At 41.2% G+C, this 20612-nt stretch carries 23 protein-coding genes; 7 read left to right on the forward strand and 16 right to left on the reverse strand.

Annotated features, from left to right (window positions below):
- The 4 genes from FXF70_RS07030 to FXF70_RS07045 all read right to left on the reverse strand — a co-directional run bounded on the left by FXF70_RS07030 (nt 1) and on the right by FXF70_RS07045 (nt 4946).
- Nucleotides 1-2136 (reverse strand): peptidoglycan D,D-transpeptidase FtsI family protein, encoded by a 2136-nt coding sequence (locus FXF70_RS07030; protein ID WP_039964027.1) that lies wholly within the window; start codon nt 2134-2136, stop codon nt 1-3.
- A gap of 122 nt (nt 2137-2258) precedes the next feature.
- The gene (locus FXF70_RS07035; protein ID WP_008342348.1) at nt 2259-3545 is read right to left on the reverse strand and encodes an MFS transporter; all 1287 of its coding nucleotides are present in this window, start codon (nt 3543-3545) and stop codon (nt 2259-2261) included.
- Nucleotides 3546-3668: 123 nt separating this feature from the next.
- Nucleotides 3669-4277, reverse strand: coding sequence for a superoxide dismutase SodA (gene sodA, locus FXF70_RS07040; RefSeq protein WP_007501264.1), 609 nt, complete (start codon nt 4275-4277; stop codon nt 3669-3671).
- 183 nt (nt 4278-4460) lie between these two features.
- Nucleotides 4461-4946: a DUF456 domain-containing protein gene (locus tag FXF70_RS07045; RefSeq protein WP_007501265.1), complete on the reverse strand. Its 486-nt coding sequence runs from the start codon at nt 4944-4946 to the stop codon at nt 4461-4463.
- A 143-nt stretch (nt 4947-5089) separates the two neighbouring features.
- Between FXF70_RS07045 and FXF70_RS07050 the strand changes: the two genes are divergently transcribed.
- Nucleotides 5090-5842, forward strand: a complete 753-nt coding sequence (locus FXF70_RS07050; protein ID WP_148780039.1) for a DUF1189 domain-containing protein — start codon at nt 5090-5092, stop codon at nt 5840-5842.
- Nucleotides 5843-5881: 39 nt separating this feature from the next.
- Here the strand turns inward: FXF70_RS07050 and FXF70_RS07055 are convergent, their stop codons facing one another.
- Nucleotides 5882-6427 carry a GNAT family N-acetyltransferase gene (locus FXF70_RS07055; RefSeq protein WP_148780040.1) on the reverse strand — a complete coding sequence of 182 codons (546 nt, stop codon included), beginning with the start codon at nt 6425-6427 and terminating at the stop codon, nt 5882-5884.
- A gap of 183 nt (nt 6428-6610) precedes the next feature.
- Between FXF70_RS07055 and FXF70_RS07060 the strand changes: the two genes are divergently transcribed.
- Both FXF70_RS07060 and ispG read left to right on the forward strand, forming a co-directional pair.
- Nucleotides 6611-6913 (forward strand): hypothetical protein, encoded by a 303-nt coding sequence (locus FXF70_RS07060; protein WP_148780041.1) that lies wholly within the window; start codon nt 6611-6613, stop codon nt 6911-6913.
- Between the two features lie 106 nt (nt 6914-7019).
- Nucleotides 7020-8135, forward strand: a complete 1116-nt coding sequence (gene ispG, locus FXF70_RS07065; protein ID WP_008342357.1) for a flavodoxin-dependent (E)-4-hydroxy-3-methylbut-2-enyl-diphosphate synthase — start codon at nt 7020-7022, stop codon at nt 8133-8135.
- A 48-nt stretch (nt 8136-8183) separates the two neighbouring features.
- Here ispG and FXF70_RS07070 read toward each other — a convergent pair whose 3' ends face one another.
- A complete protein-coding gene (locus FXF70_RS07070; protein ID WP_008342359.1) occupies nt 8184-8546 on the reverse strand; it encodes a DUF308 domain-containing protein in 363 nt (120 codons plus the stop codon).
- Nucleotides 8547-8685: 139 nt separating this feature from the next.
- Here FXF70_RS07070 and FXF70_RS07075 point away from each other — a divergent pair, with 139 nt between their 5' ends.
- Nucleotides 8686-9264, forward strand: coding sequence for a 5' nucleotidase, NT5C type (locus FXF70_RS07075; protein ID WP_008342361.1), 579 nt, complete (start codon nt 8686-8688; stop codon nt 9262-9264).
- Between the two features lie 227 nt (nt 9265-9491).
- Here FXF70_RS07075 and FXF70_RS07080 read toward each other — a convergent pair whose 3' ends face one another.
- The 5 genes from FXF70_RS07080 to FXF70_RS07100 all read right to left on the reverse strand — a co-directional run bounded on the left by FXF70_RS07080 (nt 9492) and on the right by FXF70_RS07100 (nt 13611).
- Complete coding sequence (locus FXF70_RS07080) at nt 9492-10409, reverse strand: ROK family protein (RefSeq protein WP_148780042.1); 918 nt, start codon at nt 10407-10409, stop codon at nt 9492-9494.
- Between the two features lie 141 nt (nt 10410-10550).
- A complete protein-coding gene (zur, locus tag FXF70_RS07085) occupies nt 10551-10979 on the reverse strand; it encodes a zinc uptake transcriptional repressor Zur (RefSeq protein WP_003217433.1) in 429 nt (142 codons plus the stop codon).
- Nucleotides 10957-11817: a metal ABC transporter permease gene (locus FXF70_RS07090; RefSeq protein ID WP_007501274.1), complete on the reverse strand. Its 861-nt coding sequence runs from the start codon at nt 11815-11817 to the stop codon at nt 10957-10959. The genes zur and FXF70_RS07090 overlap by 23 nt, the downstream gene beginning before the upstream one ends.
- Complete coding sequence (locus tag FXF70_RS07095) at nt 11817-12593, reverse strand: metal ABC transporter ATP-binding protein (protein ID WP_008342368.1); 777 nt, start codon at nt 12591-12593, stop codon at nt 11817-11819. The genes FXF70_RS07090 and FXF70_RS07095 overlap by 1 nt, the downstream gene beginning before the upstream one ends.
- Before the next feature lie 136 nt (nt 12594-12729).
- Nucleotides 12730-13611 (reverse strand): YitT family protein, encoded by an 882-nt coding sequence (locus tag FXF70_RS07100; protein ID WP_007501276.1) that lies wholly within the window; start codon nt 13609-13611, stop codon nt 12730-12732.
- Between the two features lie 140 nt (nt 13612-13751).
- Here FXF70_RS07100 and FXF70_RS07105 point away from each other — a divergent pair, with 140 nt between their 5' ends.
- Nucleotides 13752-14006, forward strand: a complete 255-nt coding sequence (locus FXF70_RS07105; protein WP_008342377.1) for a DUF2624 domain-containing protein — start codon at nt 13752-13754, stop codon at nt 14004-14006.
- Nucleotides 14007-14054: 48 nt separating this feature from the next.
- Here the strand turns inward: FXF70_RS07105 and FXF70_RS07110 are convergent, their stop codons facing one another.
- Nucleotides 14055-14948: a deoxyribonuclease IV gene (locus FXF70_RS07110; protein WP_148780043.1), complete on the reverse strand. Its 894-nt coding sequence runs from the start codon at nt 14946-14948 to the stop codon at nt 14055-14057.
- A gap of 9 nt (nt 14949-14957) precedes the next feature.
- On the reverse strand, nt 14958-16277 hold the full coding sequence (locus tag FXF70_RS07115) for a DEAD/DEAH box helicase (protein WP_007501280.1): 1320 nt from the start codon (nt 16275-16277) through the stop codon (nt 14958-14960).
- Nucleotides 16278-16432: 155 nt separating this feature from the next.
- On the opposite strand from FXF70_RS07115, the gene vrrA reads away from it, so the two are divergent.
- Nucleotides 16433-17155, forward strand: a complete 723-nt coding sequence (gene vrrA / locus FXF70_RS07120; RefSeq protein WP_017367618.1) for a VrrA/YqfQ family protein — start codon at nt 16433-16435, stop codon at nt 17153-17155.
- A 156-nt stretch (nt 17156-17311) separates the two neighbouring features.
- Nucleotides 17312-18256 (forward strand): 4-hydroxy-3-methylbut-2-enyl diphosphate reductase, encoded by a 945-nt coding sequence (locus FXF70_RS07125; RefSeq protein WP_007501283.1) that lies wholly within the window; start codon nt 17312-17314, stop codon nt 18254-18256.
- Nucleotides 18257-18292: 36 nt separating this feature from the next.
- Here the strand turns inward: FXF70_RS07125 and FXF70_RS07130 are convergent, their stop codons facing one another.
- The 3 genes from FXF70_RS07130 to cccA all read right to left on the reverse strand — a co-directional run bounded on the left by FXF70_RS07130 (nt 18293) and on the right by cccA (nt 20603).
- Complete coding sequence (locus tag FXF70_RS07130) at nt 18293-19414, reverse strand: Nif3-like dinuclear metal center hexameric protein (RefSeq protein ID WP_017367619.1); 1122 nt, start codon at nt 19412-19414, stop codon at nt 18293-18295.
- Nucleotides 19407-20123, reverse strand: a complete 717-nt coding sequence (locus FXF70_RS07135) for a tRNA (adenine(22)-N(1))-methyltransferase (protein ID WP_148780044.1) — start codon at nt 20121-20123, stop codon at nt 19407-19409. The genes FXF70_RS07130 and FXF70_RS07135 overlap by 8 nt, the downstream gene beginning before the upstream one ends.
- A gap of 120 nt (nt 20124-20243) precedes the next feature.
- Nucleotides 20244-20603: a cytochrome c550 gene (cccA, locus tag FXF70_RS07140; RefSeq protein ID WP_008342390.1), complete on the reverse strand. Its 360-nt coding sequence runs from the start codon at nt 20601-20603 to the stop codon at nt 20244-20246.
- Nucleotides 20604-20612 lie beyond the last annotated feature (9 nt).

Below are 20612 nucleotides of genomic sequence, written 5' to 3' on the forward strand. Positions count from 1 at the left end.
CTAGTTATTTGTTTCTGCTTCATTTTCAATTTTGTTTTTGTTCTTCGCTTGTGTATCATTGCTTTCCTGTTTCGATTTCAGTTCAAAGTACTTGTCTAATACTTGTTCACCAATATCATTTGTAATCGGATAGCGCTGGTTGTAATCTTGATACACCCAAGGCACGACAACTGAAATCGCTACTTCTGGATTATCAGCAGGCGCATACGCAACAAGTGTTGTGTTATATGTTGGTGTGCCGCGTTTGCTTTTAATCGGGCCGTCATAGAATGATTGAGCGGTCCCTGTTTTGCCAGCTGGATTGTATTTTTTGTTGCCAAAGTTCGAATATGCTGTCCCTCTTGGGTTCTGCATCACAAGCTTGAATCCTTGCTGTACGCGTTTGATCTCATCACTTGTCATATCGAGCTTATTCAGTACATCCGGCTTGACGGACTCCGTTACAGCCCCAATGCCTCTTTGCGGATCTGGCTCTCTCACTTCTTTTACGAGCTGAGGACGTAAACGATAGCCGCCATTGGCAATCGTTGAAACGTATTGCGCCATTTGCAGCGGTGTAAACGTGTCATATTGTCCAATCGCATAGTCAAGTAACAGACCAGATTGTGTAGATGTTCCACGATAGCCAGTTGCTTCGTTTGGCAGGTCAATACCTGTCTCTACTCCAAGACCAAATTTACTAAAATTGTAACGGAACGTATCAAACGCCTTTGTATCAATTGGGAGCGGCTGATTCTTACGATATTCCCCTTTCCCAATTGCAATCGCTGTTTTAAACATATACACGTTTGATGAACGCTCTAGTGCGGTTAAATCATTAATGAGTCCCATATTTTGATAGGATTTTTTCGGCGGTGACTGAGCGATATAGAGCGGTTCATCGTATTGGGTGCTTCCAATATGAAGGACGCCTGTTTTATAACCTGTGAGCACAGTTGCCCCTTTTACTGCTGATCCCATCGCATATGATGATGTCATCGTTCCTAGTGCATAGTCATCAAATTTGTATGACCCATTCTTATTGGTAATCTGTTTACCCGCAATCGAGAGTACTTCCCCATTTCTCGGGTCCATCATGACAACAAACGCACGATCAAGAAGTTCTGTTCCGCCTCTTTGCTTCGCACTTTTCAAGTTCTTTTCGATGATTTTTTCCACCGCTTTTTGCAGCTGAATATCAATCGTCAGCACAAGGTCTTTCCCGCTCTTTCCTTCTGTTAACACTTTAGAGCTTGTGACATTGCCTTCTTTATCTGTTGTACTTTGTTCTTTTTCTTTTTGACCTTGCAGGACATCTTCATATTGATATTCAAGATAGCTTTTTCCTACACGATCATTTCGGCTGTAGCCGAGTGATAGATAATGTTCAAGCAGTGACGACGGAAGACCTTCATCACTTGAAGACACACTGCCGAGCATACTGCGGAGCAGTCCTTTATAAGGATAGCTGCGTGACCAGTCTGTTGTGACATCTACACCTGGCAGCTCGTCCAAATGCTCAGAGACGTAAGCAATTTCACTTGGTTTTACATCTTCATTTTTAATGAATTGAGGCGTAAGTGCATAGCCTGCATCCATTTGTCTTTTAATCGCAAGCACTTGCAAATCTTTTTTCGTCAGTTGATTTAATTCTTTGTCTGTGATGCGTTTCAGCTGGAGCTCGTATAGTTTATCATCAGAGACCTTATCGTCACCCTTTAAATCGGCTTCCTTTTGAACAAGCTTTTTCGCTTCATTCGGATGGGTTAAGATCCAGAAATCTTTTTTATCACGATCTGTGATTTTCTTCGTACTTACGTGAATCATATCCGCTAATTTTGTTGCCACTTTGAGCCGCTCTTCTTGTGAAGTCGTCGAGGTTCTCGTATATGTAATGGCATTTAGCGCTTTATTGCTGACAATCGTGTTATAGTTTCGATCATAAATTTTTCCGCGCGGAGCAGATGAGCTGACATTCACGTCTTCTTGTTTTTCTGCCTGCTTTTTATAATCTTCTCCATTCACAATTTGCACAAAACCGAGTCTGACCACAACACCGGTAAAAATAATGAACGCAGCTAAAAATAATAAATTCAGCCGGATCGGAAGTGTTTTGCGCCCTTCCTTCGCGTCTTTTTTGTTTTTCTTGTTTCTCATCACATCACCTTTTCTATCAAGAAAGAAATGGCACCCCTTTTTGTGTATAAAAGGTGCCATCATCATTTTAGCGGTTTTTCTATCATTTATCTAGAAATTTGATGTTCCATTGGTAAGAAATTTTACCTTTCTCCCTTCATAAGGTTCGTTTGAGAAACGGGCTTTTGACCGTCAGCCTCTTCTATATCAGCTGTTTTCTCTTTTAAATGAATGTCCTTTACAAAATAATAAATAAGGGTGTGCCCCGCTCCCAGTACGACAAGTGAAGCAGGAATCCCAAGCCGATCGCCCAGTAAGGTGACAGATAAAAGAAAAAAGACAATCGAACAAATACGCCCTGCATTTAAAAATAGTTCTCTGACGACAATATATTCAATTCGGGCTTTTCTTGCATATCTGGCATGACCGATGACATCGTAAGTTAAAGAGACATACGGAACAAGCAGAAGCGGGTAGCCGATCGCAATGGCTACAGCGTACATAAGCAGTGATACATAGGACAAGTGAAAGACGATTAAAAATAAAGCGCCGTATAAAATAAGCCCGCCAAACATAATCGCTTTTTTGCGCCATTTTTTCTTAATCAAACGAGTAGCAAAAAAATAGGCAAAAAAGGCAACACCTGAATTGACTAGACCAAATGTGCCTAAAGCAAGCTCACTGTTTGTTGCAATAAACACAAAGACACTGATTAAAAAGACAAACACGCCTTCACGGAGCCCCTGAAAAAAGTGAGCAGTTGTGATCTTACGCCAATTCTCGTCCGCATGGCGCTCTTTCCAAATTTGCTTAATGATAAATTTTCCTTTTGATTGTCTCCTCTTGAGGAAAAAACTCATCACAACCGCTAGTGAAAACAAAAAAAGCGATAAAGTGAAAATCACTGTATAGCCTGTATCATCCGTTAATTGAGAAATCACAATTCCTGCAATGAGCGGCCCGATCATACCGGCTGTAGAGGTAAGCACTCCTAAAAATCCATTAAAGAAATCCCTTGTTTCAGGTTCAGTAATCTCAAAAGTGAGCACGTTAAAGGCAAGCCAGTAAAAACCATAGCCGATTCCAAGCACACTGCCTAATAACACGAGCCGAGCTGCCGCTTGCTCTCCTGCCATGAGAACAATTAAGTAAAAAGCGGCTAAGAAGATGACACCGAAACGAAGAACAAATGCACGATCTATTTTTTTAGCGAGCCGTCCAGCAAATAAAAAGGTAATGGGCTGAAGGACAACAATCGCCAAGTTATAAATCGCAAGGTCTGTAAATCGCCCAGACTGTTTCCATAAATACACGTTCACAAACGTATTCGAAAGCGCAATCGCAAGTGCGTATAATCCGCCAATCGTGAGGAGGAGCAATAAATCTCTTGTGACATCCATGTCCCCGAACATTTTCTTTAATCTGCTCATATCATTCATTCTCCTTTTCTACACAATAGTCTGTCTCATCAAAAGGCAGATATGTAAAAAAAGGAGGGAAAATATAAAAAGACCCGCTCTCAGAGAGAAGCAGGTCTTTTCAAATCAAATCATTTATTTAGCTTCGCTGTAAAGGCGAGCCACTTCATCCCAGTTCACAACATTCCAGAATGCTGAAATGTAATCAGGACGACGGTTTTGGTAGTTTAGGTAGTAAGCATGCTCCCAAACGTCTAGTCCTAGGATTGGTGTTTTTCCTTCAGTTAAAGGAGAATCTTGGTTTGGTGTGCTTGTGATTTCAAGTTTGCCATTGTTCACAACAAGCCATGCCCAACCAGAACCAAAGCGTCCTGCAGCTGCTGCAGCGAAATCAGATTTGAATTTTTCAAATCCGCCTAATTCTTTTTCGATCGCATCTGCAAGTTCACCAGTTGGTGCGCCGCCACCGTTTGGTGAAAGAAGCGTCCAGAATAATGAGTGGTTCGCATGTCCTCCGCCATTGTTACGTACAGCTGTACGAATGTTTTCAGGCACAGAGTTCAAGTTAGCCACTAGCTCTTCAATTGATTGATCTTCAAGAGCTGATACACCTTCGATTGCTTTGTTTAAGTTTGTTACATAAGTGTTATGGTGTTTTGTGTGGTGAATCGTCATTGTTTCCTTGTCGATATGTGGTTCTAATGCATCGTAAGCATATGGTAATTCTGGAAGTTTAAAAGCCATGGTTAAATTCCTCCTTAGAAATGTATGTACTGAAATGCTTCCTTAGTAAGCAAGCAATTCACCCTAATCAAAGAGTATCAAAAGAAACGGCTTGTTTCAACGTTATTGCTCATGATCTGAAACATTTCAGTGTTTATTTTGTATTTAACCCTTCTGAAAGAGTGTTAAACACCGATTTTCCATTTAGCGAAGCACATAAAACAAAAAGATTCCCAGCATCAGTGCTTGAATCAACCCTTTTGCAAATACGCCTGACACAAAACCAATTAATGAGCCAAGCCCCACTTTCACACTTGTCTTCAGATCTTTTTGATGAACGAGCAGCTCTGCGATGACACTGCCGATAAATGGACCAATGATAATTCCAGCAATCGGAATCACAAAAGGACCGGCTAAAAGCCCAATGGTACTTCCCCAAATGGCCGCCCGGCTGCCACCAAAGCGTTTCACTCCAATCAGGTTGGAGACATAATCTGCGGCAAATAACACAGCTGTAAACATAGCTTGAATGAGCCAAAAGGTGAGCGTCAATTTCTCAAAGCTAAAAAAAAGCCCATATAAAATAAACCCAAGAACCATGAAAACCACACTAGGAATGATTGGATAGACAAGCCCCACAAACGCAATGATAAATGCACAGCCGATCAAAATCCAATACAGCACGTCCAATCCGCAGCCGCCTCCTTTTTATATGCTGTATACATTATGCCTCATTCCTTCTATCTTAACCAGCAATGAAGGCCGTACTTGTACTGGATGGATAGACATTGATACAATGTGAGAAATAGAAAAGAATGTAGGAAGTGAATCGGTTGAACGTATTTAGTTTATTGTTAAAAGGAATTTATTCACCAAAAGATATTGCCAGAGCACGTTTTACTGGGATTGGAAAGGCCATTTTATTCATCTTTATCCTTTCGATCATCGCAGCTGTCCCCCAGGGCTATCATATGAGCAAAGAGATTTCAAATGCGATGTCAGGATTTCAGCATGTGATAAAAAAAGATTTACCCGACTTTTCCATTGAAAAAGGAACGCTTCTAGCGGATCAAAGCACGCCGATCGAAAAAGAAGAAAACGGCATCACGATTATCTTTGATCCCGCTGAAAAAATAAAATCAAGTGAGCTTGAATCAAAACAAACAGCCATTGCGTTATTGAAAGAAAAAGCAGTGATTGCCATTGACGGACAAATGACAGATATTCCATACCAGCTGCTTGGCGGAACACTCACAAAAGATGAACTTGCCAGCGTCACAAACCAGAATCAAGCGATCATTATCCCTGTCATTTGTGTCCTGCTGTACCTATCTACTGCTGCTCTCATGTTCATCAGCGCAACATTCCTAGCCATGCTTGGCACATTTATTAAACGAATGCAGCAAAAAGAGCTGTCCTTTCAAATGCTTTGGAAGCTCTCTGCCTATTCACTCACATTAACAACCGTCTTTTTCGCCATCATGAGTGCATTAAACACGCCGGTTGCGAACTCATTTTTATTAAATTGGGTGATTAACTTTATTTTCTTATATCTTGTCGTTAAAGAAATACCTGCAAAAAAATAAGCTCCCTCATTTTGGGGAGCTTTTTTATTTGTCTTGACCCTATGACTCATCTGGATGGATGATCGCAAACATATAGTGATCCTCCCACTTATCATTGATCTTTACTTTTTTACGATGAAGTCCCTCATTTTCAAACCCTGTCTTCTCAAGCACACGAATGGAACCAATGTTAGATGGTTTTACGCCAGCCTCAATGCGGTGAAGGTACAATTCATAAAAGGCATAATCGATAATCAAACGAATCGCCTCTGTCATATACCCCTTCCCGCCTTGCATTTCATCAAGCACATATCCAAGCAAAGCCCCTTGAATCGGTCCTCTTTCAACAGAATGGAGTGAGATCGTTCCAATTAATGCATCTGTTTCATTTAAGAAAATACCGTGCATATAGGCTTCATCTTTTGCACGCCTTTGCATACTGCGGTTAATCCGTTCCTTTTGACGAGGTACAGTAAAAAAATCATCCTGAACCAAAGGTGTAAATTGCTGAAAATAAGTGCGATTCTCTCGTTCAAGTGTTAATAGAGCTTCTGCATCACTTTCTGTTAGTGTTCTTACATATATATTCTGACTGATTTTCTTCATATACTCTCCCCCTTTTTTATTTTATCATAATAAAGAAAGGGCTTAGGCTTATCAAAGATTTTTCCGATTACAAGTCATAATAGAACTCACTAGAACCACCCTTCCTAGCTTTTTCACTCTTTTTGTTCTATCAACTCAGGGACAAACATACACTGAAGTAAACTCTTAAAAGCGGTGAGTAAAATGCGGCGAATTATTTTTTTACTAGTCAGTTTGTTTGTCCTCTTTATTATCTTTTTTGATTTGAAAAATGGAACGATCCCCGTTCAGGAAGGCCCTGCTGTTCCCGCCAGCGCCTTTCAAACAGCTGAAAAACAGGCATATAAAACTGTCACTGTTAAACAAGGACAAACCGTCGTCTCTATCGTACATACAAGTAAGCCATTAGATGAAGTGATCGAAGACTTTGAAGCACTGAATCAAGGCGCCAAAGCGAACGAAATTCGGGCAGGCAGCACATACAAGTTTCCGGTCTATAAGAGATAAAACGTTAATTCCTTGTCATTCATACGAAGAGACTGTTACAATATGAGATGTAAAACACGTCGTACACTGCAAACGAATTGCATGTACACTAAGGAGCGATTGACAAGTGAGTGAAGTCACACATCGTACAAAAACGCGTCCCGTCAAAGTGGGACCTTTAACTATAGGTGGAAACAATGAAGTCGTCATTCAAAGTATGGCGACAACCAAAACACATGATGTCGAAGCGACAGTAGCTGAAATTAAACGTTTAGAAGAAGCTGGCTGTCAAATCGTGCGTGTCGCATGCCCAGATGAGCGTGCAGCAAATGCGATTGCGGACATTAAAAAACAAATCAACATTCCCCTTGTTGTCGACATTCATTTTGACTACAAGCTTGCACTGAAAGCGATTGAAGCAGGTGCAGACAAAATTCGTATCAACCCAGGAAACATCGGAAGACGAGAAAAAGTCGAAGCTGTTGTGAAAGCGGCAAAAGAAAAAGGCATTCCAATTCGTATTGGGGTAAACGCCGGTTCACTCGAGAAAAAGATTCTTGATAAATACGGCTATCCAACAGCAGATGGTATGGTTGAAAGTGCACTGCATCACATTAAAATTTTAGAAGACCTAGATTTTCATGACATCATTGTCAGTATGAAAGCATCTGATGTAAACCTTGCGATCGAGGCATACGAAAAAGCAGCAAAAGCCTTTGATTACCCTCTTCATCTTGGGATTACAGAATCAGGTACGTTATTTGCAGGTACGGTCAAAAGTGCAGCTGGTCTTGGCGCAATCTTGAATATGGGGATTGGTAACACACTCCGTATTTCATTAAGTGCTGACCCGGTCGAAGAGGTCAAAGTGGCACGTGAATTATTAAAATCATTTGGCCTTGCATCAAATGCAGCAACACTCATCTCTTGTCCAACTTGTGGACGAATTGAAATTGACCTCATTAGCATTGCAAATGAAGTCGAAGAATATATTTCTAAAATTAAAGCACCAATTAAAGTAGCTGTTCTCGGATGTGCTGTAAACGGTCCGGGTGAAGCGCGTGAAGCTGATATCGGCATCGCTGGCGCTAGAGGTGAAGGCCTTTTATTCCGCAAAGGTGAAATCGTTCGGAAAGTGCCAGAAGAAACAATGGTCGAAGAACTGAAAAAAGAAATCGATAAAATCGCTGAAGAACATTATGCAAAAATGGAAGCTGAAAAAGCAAAACAAGCGAACGCATAACAAAGAACGCCTGACATCACTGTCAGGCGTTTTTCTGTTCCTGTCCTGTTAAAAGAACGGGGTGATAAAGATGCCGAGGATGACGGAAACGATTCCGATCCCGATTGACCACGCGCCAAGCGCATGTGCTCCTTTTCTTCTTGCAATATAACCAACGACGATTGCCGCTACGCCTAATAGCACCGGCAAGACAAATAATGAGATAATCGCAATCGCGAGTGCTGTATAGCCTATCCCCTTACTGCCTGAATCGTCACCTACATGGTCACGTTCTCTTCTGTCTTCACGATCTCTTGATGCTTGATATGGCTCTGCTATTTCAGCAGCTGTTTCCTCTAAATAGCCATCATCATTACTAAAGTGTGTGTCGATTTCACGATCATTTCTTCTGAAATCTTCGTCTCTTTCCATGATCAATTCCCCCTTTTGGTTAATAGAAAGGAGCTTTTTTAGTATGAGCAAAAATGTCTGTTTCATGTTTGCTAAAACTTGCTGGAATTGTGAATTGATTATGTTACACTTTAAGAGGATAAATATGAGGAGTGTGGGCATGTTACGTTTAGGAATTGATATAGATGGCACAGTCACGGCGCAGGACACCTTTGTCCCCTACTTAAATGAGTCGTTTCAATGTGACATCACACTAGATGATATGACGGAATATGATTTGACGAAGCTTTTAAAGATTTCAAATGAAGAATTTTGGGGCTGGATGAATGAGTATGAGCCTCTTATTTATAAACAGGCAAAGCCTGCCGAGGGTGCAAAAGAAATCCTCAATCAAATGAAACATCATCATCAATTGATTTATATCACAGCCAGAAGGCAGCATCACTCAGACATCACCTACAAATGGTTTGAGGAGAATCATGTCCATTATGACGATATCGAGCTTGTTGGCGGACATCATAAGGTGGAAGCTGTTCAAAAACATAAGATCGATGTGTTTTTTGAAGATCACCATGGCAATGCCACAATGATTGCAAAAGAAGCTGACATTCCAGTGATTCTGTTTAACTCACCGTATAATCAAATGCCAATTGATGAACGGATCATTCGCGTGAATAACTGGCAAGAAGCATCCCAATGGATCAAACAGTATGAAAAGCGTCTGCAAACTGCTTACTAAAACAGATCAAAAGCCGATACTTTTTTAATGTATCGGCTTCAGATTGTTGACAAAGGGCTAAAATGAACTTTATTTTAGCCCTTTGTCTTCGTTTCAGCGTGATAGAAAACCTTTGCAGCCCTAGGAAGGACGAGTACTGGAGCGGAGCGAATTTGACATTCGTGAGCACCGGAACGCAGGACTGACAAAGAATGCGAGGGTTTGTCTGCGCGCTGAAGCCGATACGTTTAATGTATCGGCTTTTTGATTGTACGATAATGTCCTTCTTTTATTAAAAAATGATAAAGTGCACCCATCATACCTGCCTGATTGAAGTAATAGCACGTTTCCAGTGTCACCTGTATGTTTTTCCATGCATGCAAAGTATGTAAATGTTTCTCAATGTTTGGAATCAAATCGGGCCTTGCACTCACACCCCCGCCAATGAGGATTTTCTCTGGATTGAGAACTGTTGCCACATTGTAAATGCCAATTGCGATTCGCTTGTACCACTGATCGATCATCTTCTCAATGGCCGGATCTTGCTTGGCTTTTTCAAAGATTTCTTGACCGTCAATTTGCTGACTTTGTGGAATTCCCTGCTGCTCTTTGTAGCTTCGTATCAATCCAGCTGTCGAAGCACTGCTGTTGAGTGTCGTAAACTGACCGTTTTCTGTTTCTGTCAGCATCATGCCAAATTCACCGCCGCGAAAAGAGGCACCGCGCACAAGCTCTCCGCCAGCAAAAATACCACCGCCGACACCAGTCCCAAGCGTCATACATATAAAGCTGTCACACTCTTTCGCATGACCACTAAATTTTTCAGCCAGAGCTGCACAGTTCGCATCATTTTCTACTTCTACACGAAGTGATGTTTTTTCTTCCAAAAGCGTTTTGACATTTTGGCCATTTAAAGCAATAATCGCTCCTGCAAATTCCGTATAACCCGTTTGACTGTCAACAAACCCCGGAAGACTCATCGCAATCCCTTTGATATCCCAAGTCCTTTGATACTCTTTCACCACGTTCTCCATGTCCTCTAAAAACGGCTCAAGCTGCCGGCAGTTTGTTTCGTAGTCGCCGCTCGTGATCAGCTCACCATTTCGATCCATGACCCCATGCTTTGTTTTTGTCCCGCCTACATCGAATACGATATAATACGCCACTTTTGACCCCTCCCCCTATTTCTAAAGACTCAAATCTGCTTCTATAGATGATCTGTTGTTCTCATTTTAATGAAACAGCTATCCTTTGTAAAACGTTTTCAACATGACAAAACAAAAAGCCAGCCCATCGGCTGGCTTCTTTCATGAATGAACTTCCTTCGGTTCGCAAGAAGGACACGTTCCGTAAATTTCAAATTTATGTCCGCTAATGTGATAATCCTCTAGATCAGCATCAAGCTTGTCCATAGGGCAAGCGTCGATTTCCTTTGTTTTACCGCATGTCAAACAAATAAAGTGGTGATGATGATGGGAAAACGAACATTTAAAACGAAACAGTTTCTCCCCTGATAATTCCGTTGTCTCTAATATCCCAAGATCTTCATATAAAGACAGGTTTCGATAAATCGTATCAAAACTAAGCCCTGGGTAATCTTCACTTAAAGCTGTTAATACATTTTTAGCGGTCAAGTATTTATCAGAATCAGAAAACAATTGAAGCATATCTTCACGTTTGCTTGTATATTTATAGCCTTTTTCCTTTAATAAATCAAGCGCTTCTTGTACGTTCATGATGATTCCCCCTTCTGAATTTCCCAATACTAATACACCCGATTAAAATCAAAATAGACAGCATCACAATGGTTCCACCCGGCGCTAAATCAAGATAATAACTTAAAATCAAGCCGACCATGACAGACAATTCCCCAAATAAGATGGAAAGGAAAATCGCCTGTTTAAACCCTTTGGCAATCCGAATACTTGCCGCAACTGGCAGTGTCATGAGTGCGGACACTAGGAGTGTACCGACAATACGCATCGATGCTGCGATGACAAGTGCAACAACTAAAATAAAAATAAAATGAATCCACTTAGCTGAAATACCAGAAGCCTTCGCATGTTCTTCATCAAAAGAAAGCAAAAACAATTCTTTATACAAGAGCACAACCACTAATACAACGACAAGTGAGATCCCAACAATGATCCAAAGATCGAGCCTTGAAACCGCACTGACACTTCCGAACAAATAGCTGAACAAATCTGTATTAAAACCATTTGCAAGTGAAATGAAAATAACAGAGATCCCAATACCACCTGATAAAATAATGGGAATCGCCAGCTCCTGATAATGTTTATACACAGAGCGCAGACGTTCAATAAACAACGAGCCAGCCACAGAAAAAGCCATTCCTAAGTAAAGCGGGCTAACCCCTGTCAAAAGTCCAAATTTTTTATCAAGGAATAAACTTGCCGCTATCCCAGCAAGTGACACGTGACTAAGCGCATCTGCGATGAGAGAGAGCCTTCTCACGACAATAAATACACCAAGTAAGGGCGCAATAAAGCCGATCAGCATCCCTGCGATAAACGCATTTTGTAAAAATTCATAATGAAAAAATGGAAATAGCATTATTCATGTCCCCCATGATGGTGATGATCGTGATGAATCACTTGAATGTCATGCCCGTAAAACTGAGAAAGCGCCTGATCATCCATCGAATCAAACGTTTCCGCATCTCCATGAAAATGAAGTGTCTGATTTAAACAAGCCACATGCGTGACTTTGTCAGAAACGGTTCCTACGTCATGTGTAACGAGAATTAAAGACATTCCTTTTTCTTTGTTCAATGTTTCTAACAGCTGATAAAAGCCCTCTACTGTTCTTTGGTCTACCCCAACTGTCGGCTCATCTAAAATAAGCAGCTTCGGCTGACTGACGAGCGCACGGGCAATAAATGTACGCTGCTGCTGACCGCCTGAAAGCTCACCAATGTTTTGGTGTTTTAAGTCTTGTATGCCAACTGAGCGTATGGCCTCATCTACTTGAAGCTTATCTTGCTTACTCATGCGTTTGAATAAACCAATCTTCGCCGTTAAACCGCTTGCCACGACCTCGTATACAGAAGCAGGAAACCCTGTATTAAAGCTATTCGCCTTTTGAGAAACAAATCCAATTTGATCCCAGTCTTTAAATTTTTGAGCAGGTGTGCCAAACAGCTTCAATTCTCCCTGCTGGGGTTTAATCAAGCCAAGCAGGCATTTTAATAAGGTTGTTTTACCAGATCCATTCGGTCCAACAAGTGCTAGAAAGTTTCCTTCCTCTACCGTTAAATGAATGTGATCGATGACATTTCGCTGTCCATATGAATACGAAATGTCCTTCATTTCAATAATTGGCTTTGCCATAAATCTTTCCACCTTTAATCCAATATAAAAAGAATGATTACGATTTATACAACAAAAAGAAAATGGCAAAAGCCATTTTCTTTGTCCATACATATATTTCATTATATAAAAGAAAGATAAAAAAGTAAAATAAAAGCTAATGAATGGCTGTTTTGAATTTACCGCCTTTTGTTTCATGCGTATCCATAATCGTAATAAAGGCTTGACCATCAATTTCAAACACAATAGATTTCAGCTTCGTAATTTCAAGTCTTGTCACGACGGCGTAAATGACATCTTTTTCTTCATCGGTATAACCGCCTTTTCCTCTAAGCTTGGTCGTTCCCCTGCCGAGACGATGAAGAATCGCATCTGAAATTTCATCATAATAATCCGAAACGATAATGACAGCTTTTGTTTCATCTAGTCCTTGAATGACAGCATCAATTGTTTTCATTGCCAAATAATATGTCATGACAGAATACATAGCTTGCTCCGGTCCGAAGACAAAGCCCGCCCAAATAAAAATGAACACATTGACGATCATGACAAACTCACCGACGGAGAAAGGAATTTTTTTCGTCAGAAGAATTCCTAAGATTTCCGTTCCGTCCATTGAGCCTCCATTCCGTATCACAAGCCCAACGCCAAACCCGAGTAATAGCCCTCCAAATACAGTAGCTAAAATCGGCTGCGTCGTAAATGCTTCTACATGATGGAGTGAAGATTCAATCACGGCCAAGCTGACAATCCCAATCACAGTGGAAATCAAGAAGGTTTTCCCAATATGTTTGTATCCTGATATCATAAATGGAATATTTAAAATGACAACAATCGTCGCAAAATTAATGAATGGGTTATCCGTAAAAAGATAATCCAGAATAAGCGAAATACCGATGATGCCTCCATCAATAATATTGTTTGGCACTAAAAATAATTCAATGCTGACTGCTGCACATGCAGCTCCTACTAGAATCAGAAAAATTCTCAAAATAAAATGAGGCACTGATTCCTTTTTATGCTGTTTACTATTTGCCATACGTTCTCCCTTCTACACATGTTTAGTTTTCAATGAACATTTTATTCACTTTACTATTTTATCATTTCACAGAGTAAAATAAAATTTTTTGCACATTTTCCGTTTTCGCCCATACATTGATACAGAGGGGAGGAATGGAATTGATTTTAATTCAAAAAATTGTGTTGCAGCGTCTGAATCAGATCACAGCAAATGACTTGTTAAGGTATGCGAAACAGTATGGGGTCAGTTTAACATCCAATCAGGCTGCTGAGGTCGCCAAACTCATGAATGGGAAAAACGTCAATATTTTTAACGATGCAGAGCGCAACCGGCTGCTTAAGCAAGTGGAAGCGATTACGTCTAAACAAACTGCACAGACCGTCAACGATCTGTTTAATCAGTTCACAAATTAGGCAAAAAAGGGCCGCATTTAGCGGCACCTCATCACATTGCATGCACTTTTATTGACCCGTAATCTTATCTAGTAAACCTTCATCAAATTGCTTTTCTTTCAGCATCGCAATTTCGAATTTATAAGGTGGTTTCTTGTTCTTTTTATCTTCACCTACATAAGGCGTTTCTAGAATCTTCGGCACATCTTGAAGCTGTGGATGATGAACGATATAGCTCAGGGCATCAAAACCAATTTCTCCGAAACCGATATTTTCATGTCGGTCTTTTCTTGCGCCTTGTACATTTTTACTATCATTAATATGAAGAACTTTGATTCGGTCGATCCCGACAATTCGATCAAATTCTTCTAATACTCCATCAAAATCACTCACAATGGGATAACCAGCATCGTGCGCGTGACACGTATCAAAGCAAACAGAAAGTGCTTCGTTATGTGTCACACCGTCAATAATTTGGGCAAGCTCTTCAAAGCTTCTTCCGCACTCTGATCCTTTTCCCGCCATTGTTTCCAGCGCAATTTGAACCTCCTGCCCCTTCACAATGACTTCATTGAGACCTTCAATGATTTTTTGAATTCCAGCATCTGCACCTGCTCCGACATGCGCACCTGGATGAAGAACAATTTGTCTTGCACCTAGCGCTTCTGTACGCTCTATCTCAGAGCGAAGGAAGTCCACTCCAAGCTCAAATGTCGCTGGATTCACTGTGTTCCCAATATTGATAATATACGGTGCATGAACGACGATATCTGTCATACCATGCTCTTTCATATGCGCTTGTCCAGCTTCAATATTGAGATCTTCAATTTTTTTACGGCGCGTATTTTGCGGTGCACCTGTATAAATCATAAAAGTATTTGAACCATAAGAGGCAGCTTCCTCACTCGCTGCAAGAAGCATATGTTTTCCGCTCATGGATACATGTGATCCAATCTTCAACAATGTGTCCCCCTACTTTCCGTTACGCTTTGACTTTCTACGTTCTTGTCTTTTGATCTTATCCATCTCACGTGTCATTTTCTTTTTATATCCAGGTTTGACGGCTTTCGGTTTTCTGACAAGGCGTTTTGCTTTTTCTTCAATTTCATTTGGTGCTTTTTTACGTCTTTGACGCTTCAAACGATCATCTGCATCTCGCCATTCGCCATGAACAATCGTTTTGTTTTCAAACACAACACCCATTTTTTCAATTTGAACGAGTGCATCCTCATCAGCGAGATCATAAATGGTCATTGCAATGCCAGATGAACCAGCGCGAGCCGTTCTTCCCACACGGTGAACATAAAAATCAAGATCGGATGGGAGCTCATAGTTAATCACGTGGCTGACGCCCTTAATATCAATCCCGCGGGCAGCAAGATCAGATGCCACAATATATGTGAACTCCAAATCTTCAATTTGTTTCATCACTTTTTTACGTTCACGAGGCGTTAAACCACCATGAAGTACCCCAATTTTCATTCCTTTTTCTTGTAGGAATGAGGCAATCTCATCAACAGTTGATTTCGTATTGGCAAAGATGATCCCTAAATAAGGCTGTACATTCGTCACCATTTCATGAAGTAATTTTAATTTATCACGCTGTTTAGATGGAACTAAAATATGCTGAATGTTTTCAGCCGTAATTCGTTTCGGTTCAACATGTGCATATTTCGGATTATCCATATATTTTTTGAGGAAAGGTTTTAATTTTTCTGGAATAGTTGCTGAGAACACGAGCATTTGCAGCTGTTCTGGCATTTGTGAACCAATACGATCCACATCTTCTAAAAAGCCCATATCTAGCATAAGGTCTGCTTCATCAATGACAAGAGATGTTGCTTTGTACACATTCAGCGCTTGCTCATGAATAAGATCAGCAATACGTCCAGGAGTGCCGACCACTAAGTGCGGCTGATTCTTTAGCTTTTGAATGGATTTCTGCTTGTCCGTTCCGCCAATGTAAAGCTTTGCCTTGATTTCTTCTTCTGGAGTCGTATTTTTTAAGATCGTTTGTGCTTCTTTAAAAATTTGATTCGCTAATTCTCGTGTTGGTGCAGTAATGACCACTTGTACTTGCTCTTTGCTTGGATCAATTGAATGAATAAGCGGCAATAAATACGCATGGGTTTTCCCTGTTCCTGTTTGAGACTGTCCAATCACGCTTTCACCTTTTAAAACAGCAGGGATGATTCTTTTTTGAATATCAGTCGGCTCATAAAAGCCCAGTTCATGAATAGCATCTATAATAAAAGACTTTAATTCATATGTCGTAAATTTCGTTTCTTTCATGTTTTCACTCCTTAAGGCAATGCCTTTTTGCTCATCTCCTCATTATAGCTGATTTTCAGCAAAAAAACCATGTCCGCTTTTCTCACAGGAAACCAAATGATACTTCCCTGCATAACCTATGAAGAGAAAGAGAATGCAGTAAGGGAGGTACAAGTATGTTAGGGCAAAGGCCTATGGGCGATTTTCAGCCGCATCGCCCCTCACGCCGGCACCTTGGAAATGGCGGACAGCCCGGGATTTTTCAACGGAGACAGCAGGCTCCGATCGAACAGCCTTTTCAAGGGCAAGGCAACCAATTTCAACAAATGATGCCTCGCTCTCCGTCTGTACAAGGCGGCGGTCTACGCGGGATGGGTGGCATTCCTGGAGGCGAAAGCCGTGCACTAGGCGGCGGCGCCGGAATTAAGGGCATGCTGGCAAAATTTCTTCCTGGAGCTGGAGGAGCAGGGATCTCTGGAGCTGGAGGTGGTGCCGGATTACAAGGAATCCAGAGCTTCGCAAACCCTGCGAACCTTTCAAGCATGTTAGGAAATGTTCAAAAAGTACTCGGAATGGCGCAGCAATTCACGCCTATGATTCAGCAATACGGTCCTTTAGTCAGAAATTTGCCTGCCATGATTAAACTCTATAGCCAGCTTGGCAGTGCGGATGATGATGAAACAAATACGAATGATGCAGACGAAGAACCAAAAGAAATCACTGCAGAAACAGACGTTCCGCACGAACAAGCAGCACCGGTTGATGATGAAATAGAAGAAGGAAAAGAAGAAGAACCAGAGGACATCCTTGTCAAAAAAGGGACTGTACACACATCAGCTGCTCCTGAAGCAAAACCGAAAAAAAGATCGGGCAGTTCAATTCCGAAACTATATGTCTAGTGATCTTTTATAGGCGAAGTGTTTCCCATGTATAACAATCTTTGATATATGCGCTTACTTTGGCTATAATGAAGGAAGAGAATGATCAAAAGCCGTTTTTCACGGCTTTTTATATTGTTCTTCTCTAGCAGCACTTCCCTACAGGAGGACGAATAAATGAATGTAATTAAAATTTCGCCGCGTGGCTATTGCTATGGCGTTGTAGATGCAATGGTCATTGCTAAAAATGCCGCACTTGATAAAAACTTGCCACGCCCAATTTATATATTAGGTATGATTGTGCACAACAAACATGTCACAGATGCCTTCGAAGAAGATGGAATTTACACACTGGACGGACCAAACCGTCTAGATATTTTAAAACAGGTTGAAAGTGGCACAGTGATTTTCACCGCTCACGGCGTATCTCCTGAAGTCCGTCAAATTGCAGAAGAAAAAGGCCTTGTCGCCATTGATGCGACGTGTCCAGATGTCACGAAAACACATGAACTCATTTCAGAAAAAACAGCTGATGGATATGACATTATTTATATCGGGAAAAAGGGGCACCCTGAGCCAGAAGGAGCCGTCGGTGTTGCACCTGACAAAGTGCACCTTGTCGAAACAGAAGCTGATATTAAAGCGCTCGATTTAACGTCAGATAAACTACTCATCACCAATCAGACGACAATGTCTCAGTGGGATGTTCATGATCTGATGGAGCTCATTAAAGAAAAATATCCTCACGTCGAGTACCATCAAGAAATCTGCCTTGCGACACAGGTACGTCAGGAAGCTGTGTCACAGCAAGCAGGCCAAGCCGATCTGACCATTGTGGTCGGCGATCCAAAAAGCAATAACTCAAATCGTCTGGCGCAAGTGTCAATGGAGATTGCAGGAACGCAGGCTTACCGAATTGGTGATCTCAGTGAGTTAAAGCTTGAATGGCTCCAAGGTGTAAAAACAGTTGCCGTTACTGCAGGTGCTTCCACACCAACACCTATTACAAAAGAAGTCATTCGTTTCTTAGAAAACTATGAACCTGATGATGAATCGACATGGAAAATTGAACGGACGGTTCCTCTTTCTAAGATATTACCTCGCGTGAAAACAAAGAAATAAAAAAACGTCAGAGCTGCTATGCTCTGACGTTTTTATTTACACAAATTGAAACGGATTTGTGTTTGATTCTGATACAAAGAATTGCACATCATATTTTTTATCTGTACATAGCGATTCTAGCTTTGTCTTCACGCCCTCTTTCATGATCTTTTCTGCGTAATGACCTGGGTCCACTACATTCAGTCCGAGCATCATGGCATCGTGAGCGACATGGAAATAAAGGTCGCCAGTCACGTACACATCTGCACCCATTCTTTTCGCTTGATGGATATATTTATTTCCGTCTCCTCCAAGCACAGCTACTTTTTTCACGACCGCTTCCTGATCTCCTACAAAACGCGCTCCATTCACATCTAACTTCGTTTTCACAAATTGAGTGAAGTCTTTAAGTGTCATAGGTTCTTTTAATTCTCCAATACGCCCAAGGCCTTTTTGAATAGGAGGAAGATCTGTCGTGTGTACACTGTAAGCCACTTCTTCATAAGGGTGTGCTTTGATCATTTCACGAATCACTTGTTTTTCAATACTCGCTGGGAAAATGGTTTCGATTCGTACTTCTTTCACAAATTCCAATTTACCCGTCTCACCAATAAATGGCACAGCTTCTTCTGATGGCAGAAAACTGCCTGTCCCTTCATTTGAAAAAGCGCAATGACTGTAGTTGCCAATATGGCCAGCTCCCGCATTTCCTAAAGCCGTCCTGATGGCCTCTTCAAATTCCACTGGGACATACAAGGCTAGCTGCTTAATTGGATCTTCGTATGTTGGAACTAGCACTTTTGTTTCCCCGAGCTCTAAAGCGTCTGCAAGCAAGTCATTGACTCCTCCATCAGCCACGTCCAGGTTTGTATGTGCTACATACACCGCAATATCATGTTTGATGCATTTCTCAATGATCCGTCCTGCCGGCTGATCTGTCGCCACATGTTTTAATGGACGGAAAATTGGCGGATGGTGGGCAATAATGAGATCCACCTTCCGCTCAATTGCCTCATCTACCACATTTTCTAATACATCTAAGGTGATCATGACATTGGTCACTTTTTTATTCAGCGTTCCAATCTGGAGCCCAATTTTATCACCTTCCACCGCATATGCCTTTGGTGAGAATTGCTCAAATAATTGGATGATTTCATGCCCGTTCACTGTTTTAGCCAACAGTCAAAACCTCCTTTAGCATTTTTATTTTCGCATTCAGCTCTTTGAGACGTTCTTTGTTCTCTTCCGTCGGCGCTGCTTGTTGAATCTGGCCTTCTATATGCTCCATGTGCTGAAGCTCATTCATCCATTTGCGCCGGAAGACATCATTATGTTCTTTGGCAAGAAACGGACCAACGAGCATGCCTGTTTCAATCGACATGCCTTTATAAGCTTTATCTTTGTCGCCAGTTTCGGCAATGATGATTTCGTATATCTTGCCATCCTCTTCTAAAATCACTTCATCCATCAGTTCATACCCCTCTTGATAGAGCCATAAACGAATATGGTGAGCATGAATATTAGGCTGAAGAATAAGCCGCTCCTGCCCTGTGAGCTTGTGTTTACCTTCATTTAGAATGCTTGCAATGAGTGCTCCGCCCATTCCTGCAATCGTGACAGCATTCACCTCGCCTTTTTCAATCACTTCAAGGCCATTTCCTTTTCTGACTGAAATCTGCTCATCTAATTCAAGCCTATGTACTTGCTGCTTCGCAGATTGAAGCGGTCCATCAGTAATTTCACCAGCAATGGCTTTCAATGCTTTATGATGTAATATCGCATAACATGGCAAATAGGCATGATCTGAGCCAATATCAGCAAAGACCGCCTCTTTTGGTAAAAAGTCTGCGACTCTTTTTAATCGTTTTGACAAATTCATTTCATTCATCCATATCACTACTTTTCTTTAATGTTCATACTTGTCTATCTTATATAAATTATGGACTTTTTAAAAGTCGTTTTCAAATGAAAAAAGCTCTTCTGATGAAAAAGAGCTTTTTGCGCTTTATTATTTAATTTTGGATACCCATTCTGACATTTCATCGAGCTTTTCATTCGGAATTAGCCCGCCCGGCATCCCATTTCCGCCTTCTTGAATTTTTTTCTTGATGTCTGCTACTTCAAGCTTGTCGCCAACACCTTTTAATGCAGGACCAGCGCCACCTTCGTAGTTTTCCCCATGACAGCTAATACAGTTCTGCTTATACAATTCTTCCGGCGTCGCATTTGCGGTCTCTTCTTGCTTTTGCTCTTTGCCCCCAGAGGCAATTTTGTCTTCATCTTTCAGCCCCTTCATTGATAAGAAAAAAGTGAGTCCAATACCTAAAATGGCAATCAATAAGAATGGTATAAGTGGATTCCGTTTCATTTCTTTCAT

This window comes from Bacillus sp. Y3, assembly GCF_008123875.1.
Classification (GTDB): Bacteria; Bacillota; Bacilli; order Bacillales; family Bacillaceae; genus Bacillus; species Bacillus altitudinis.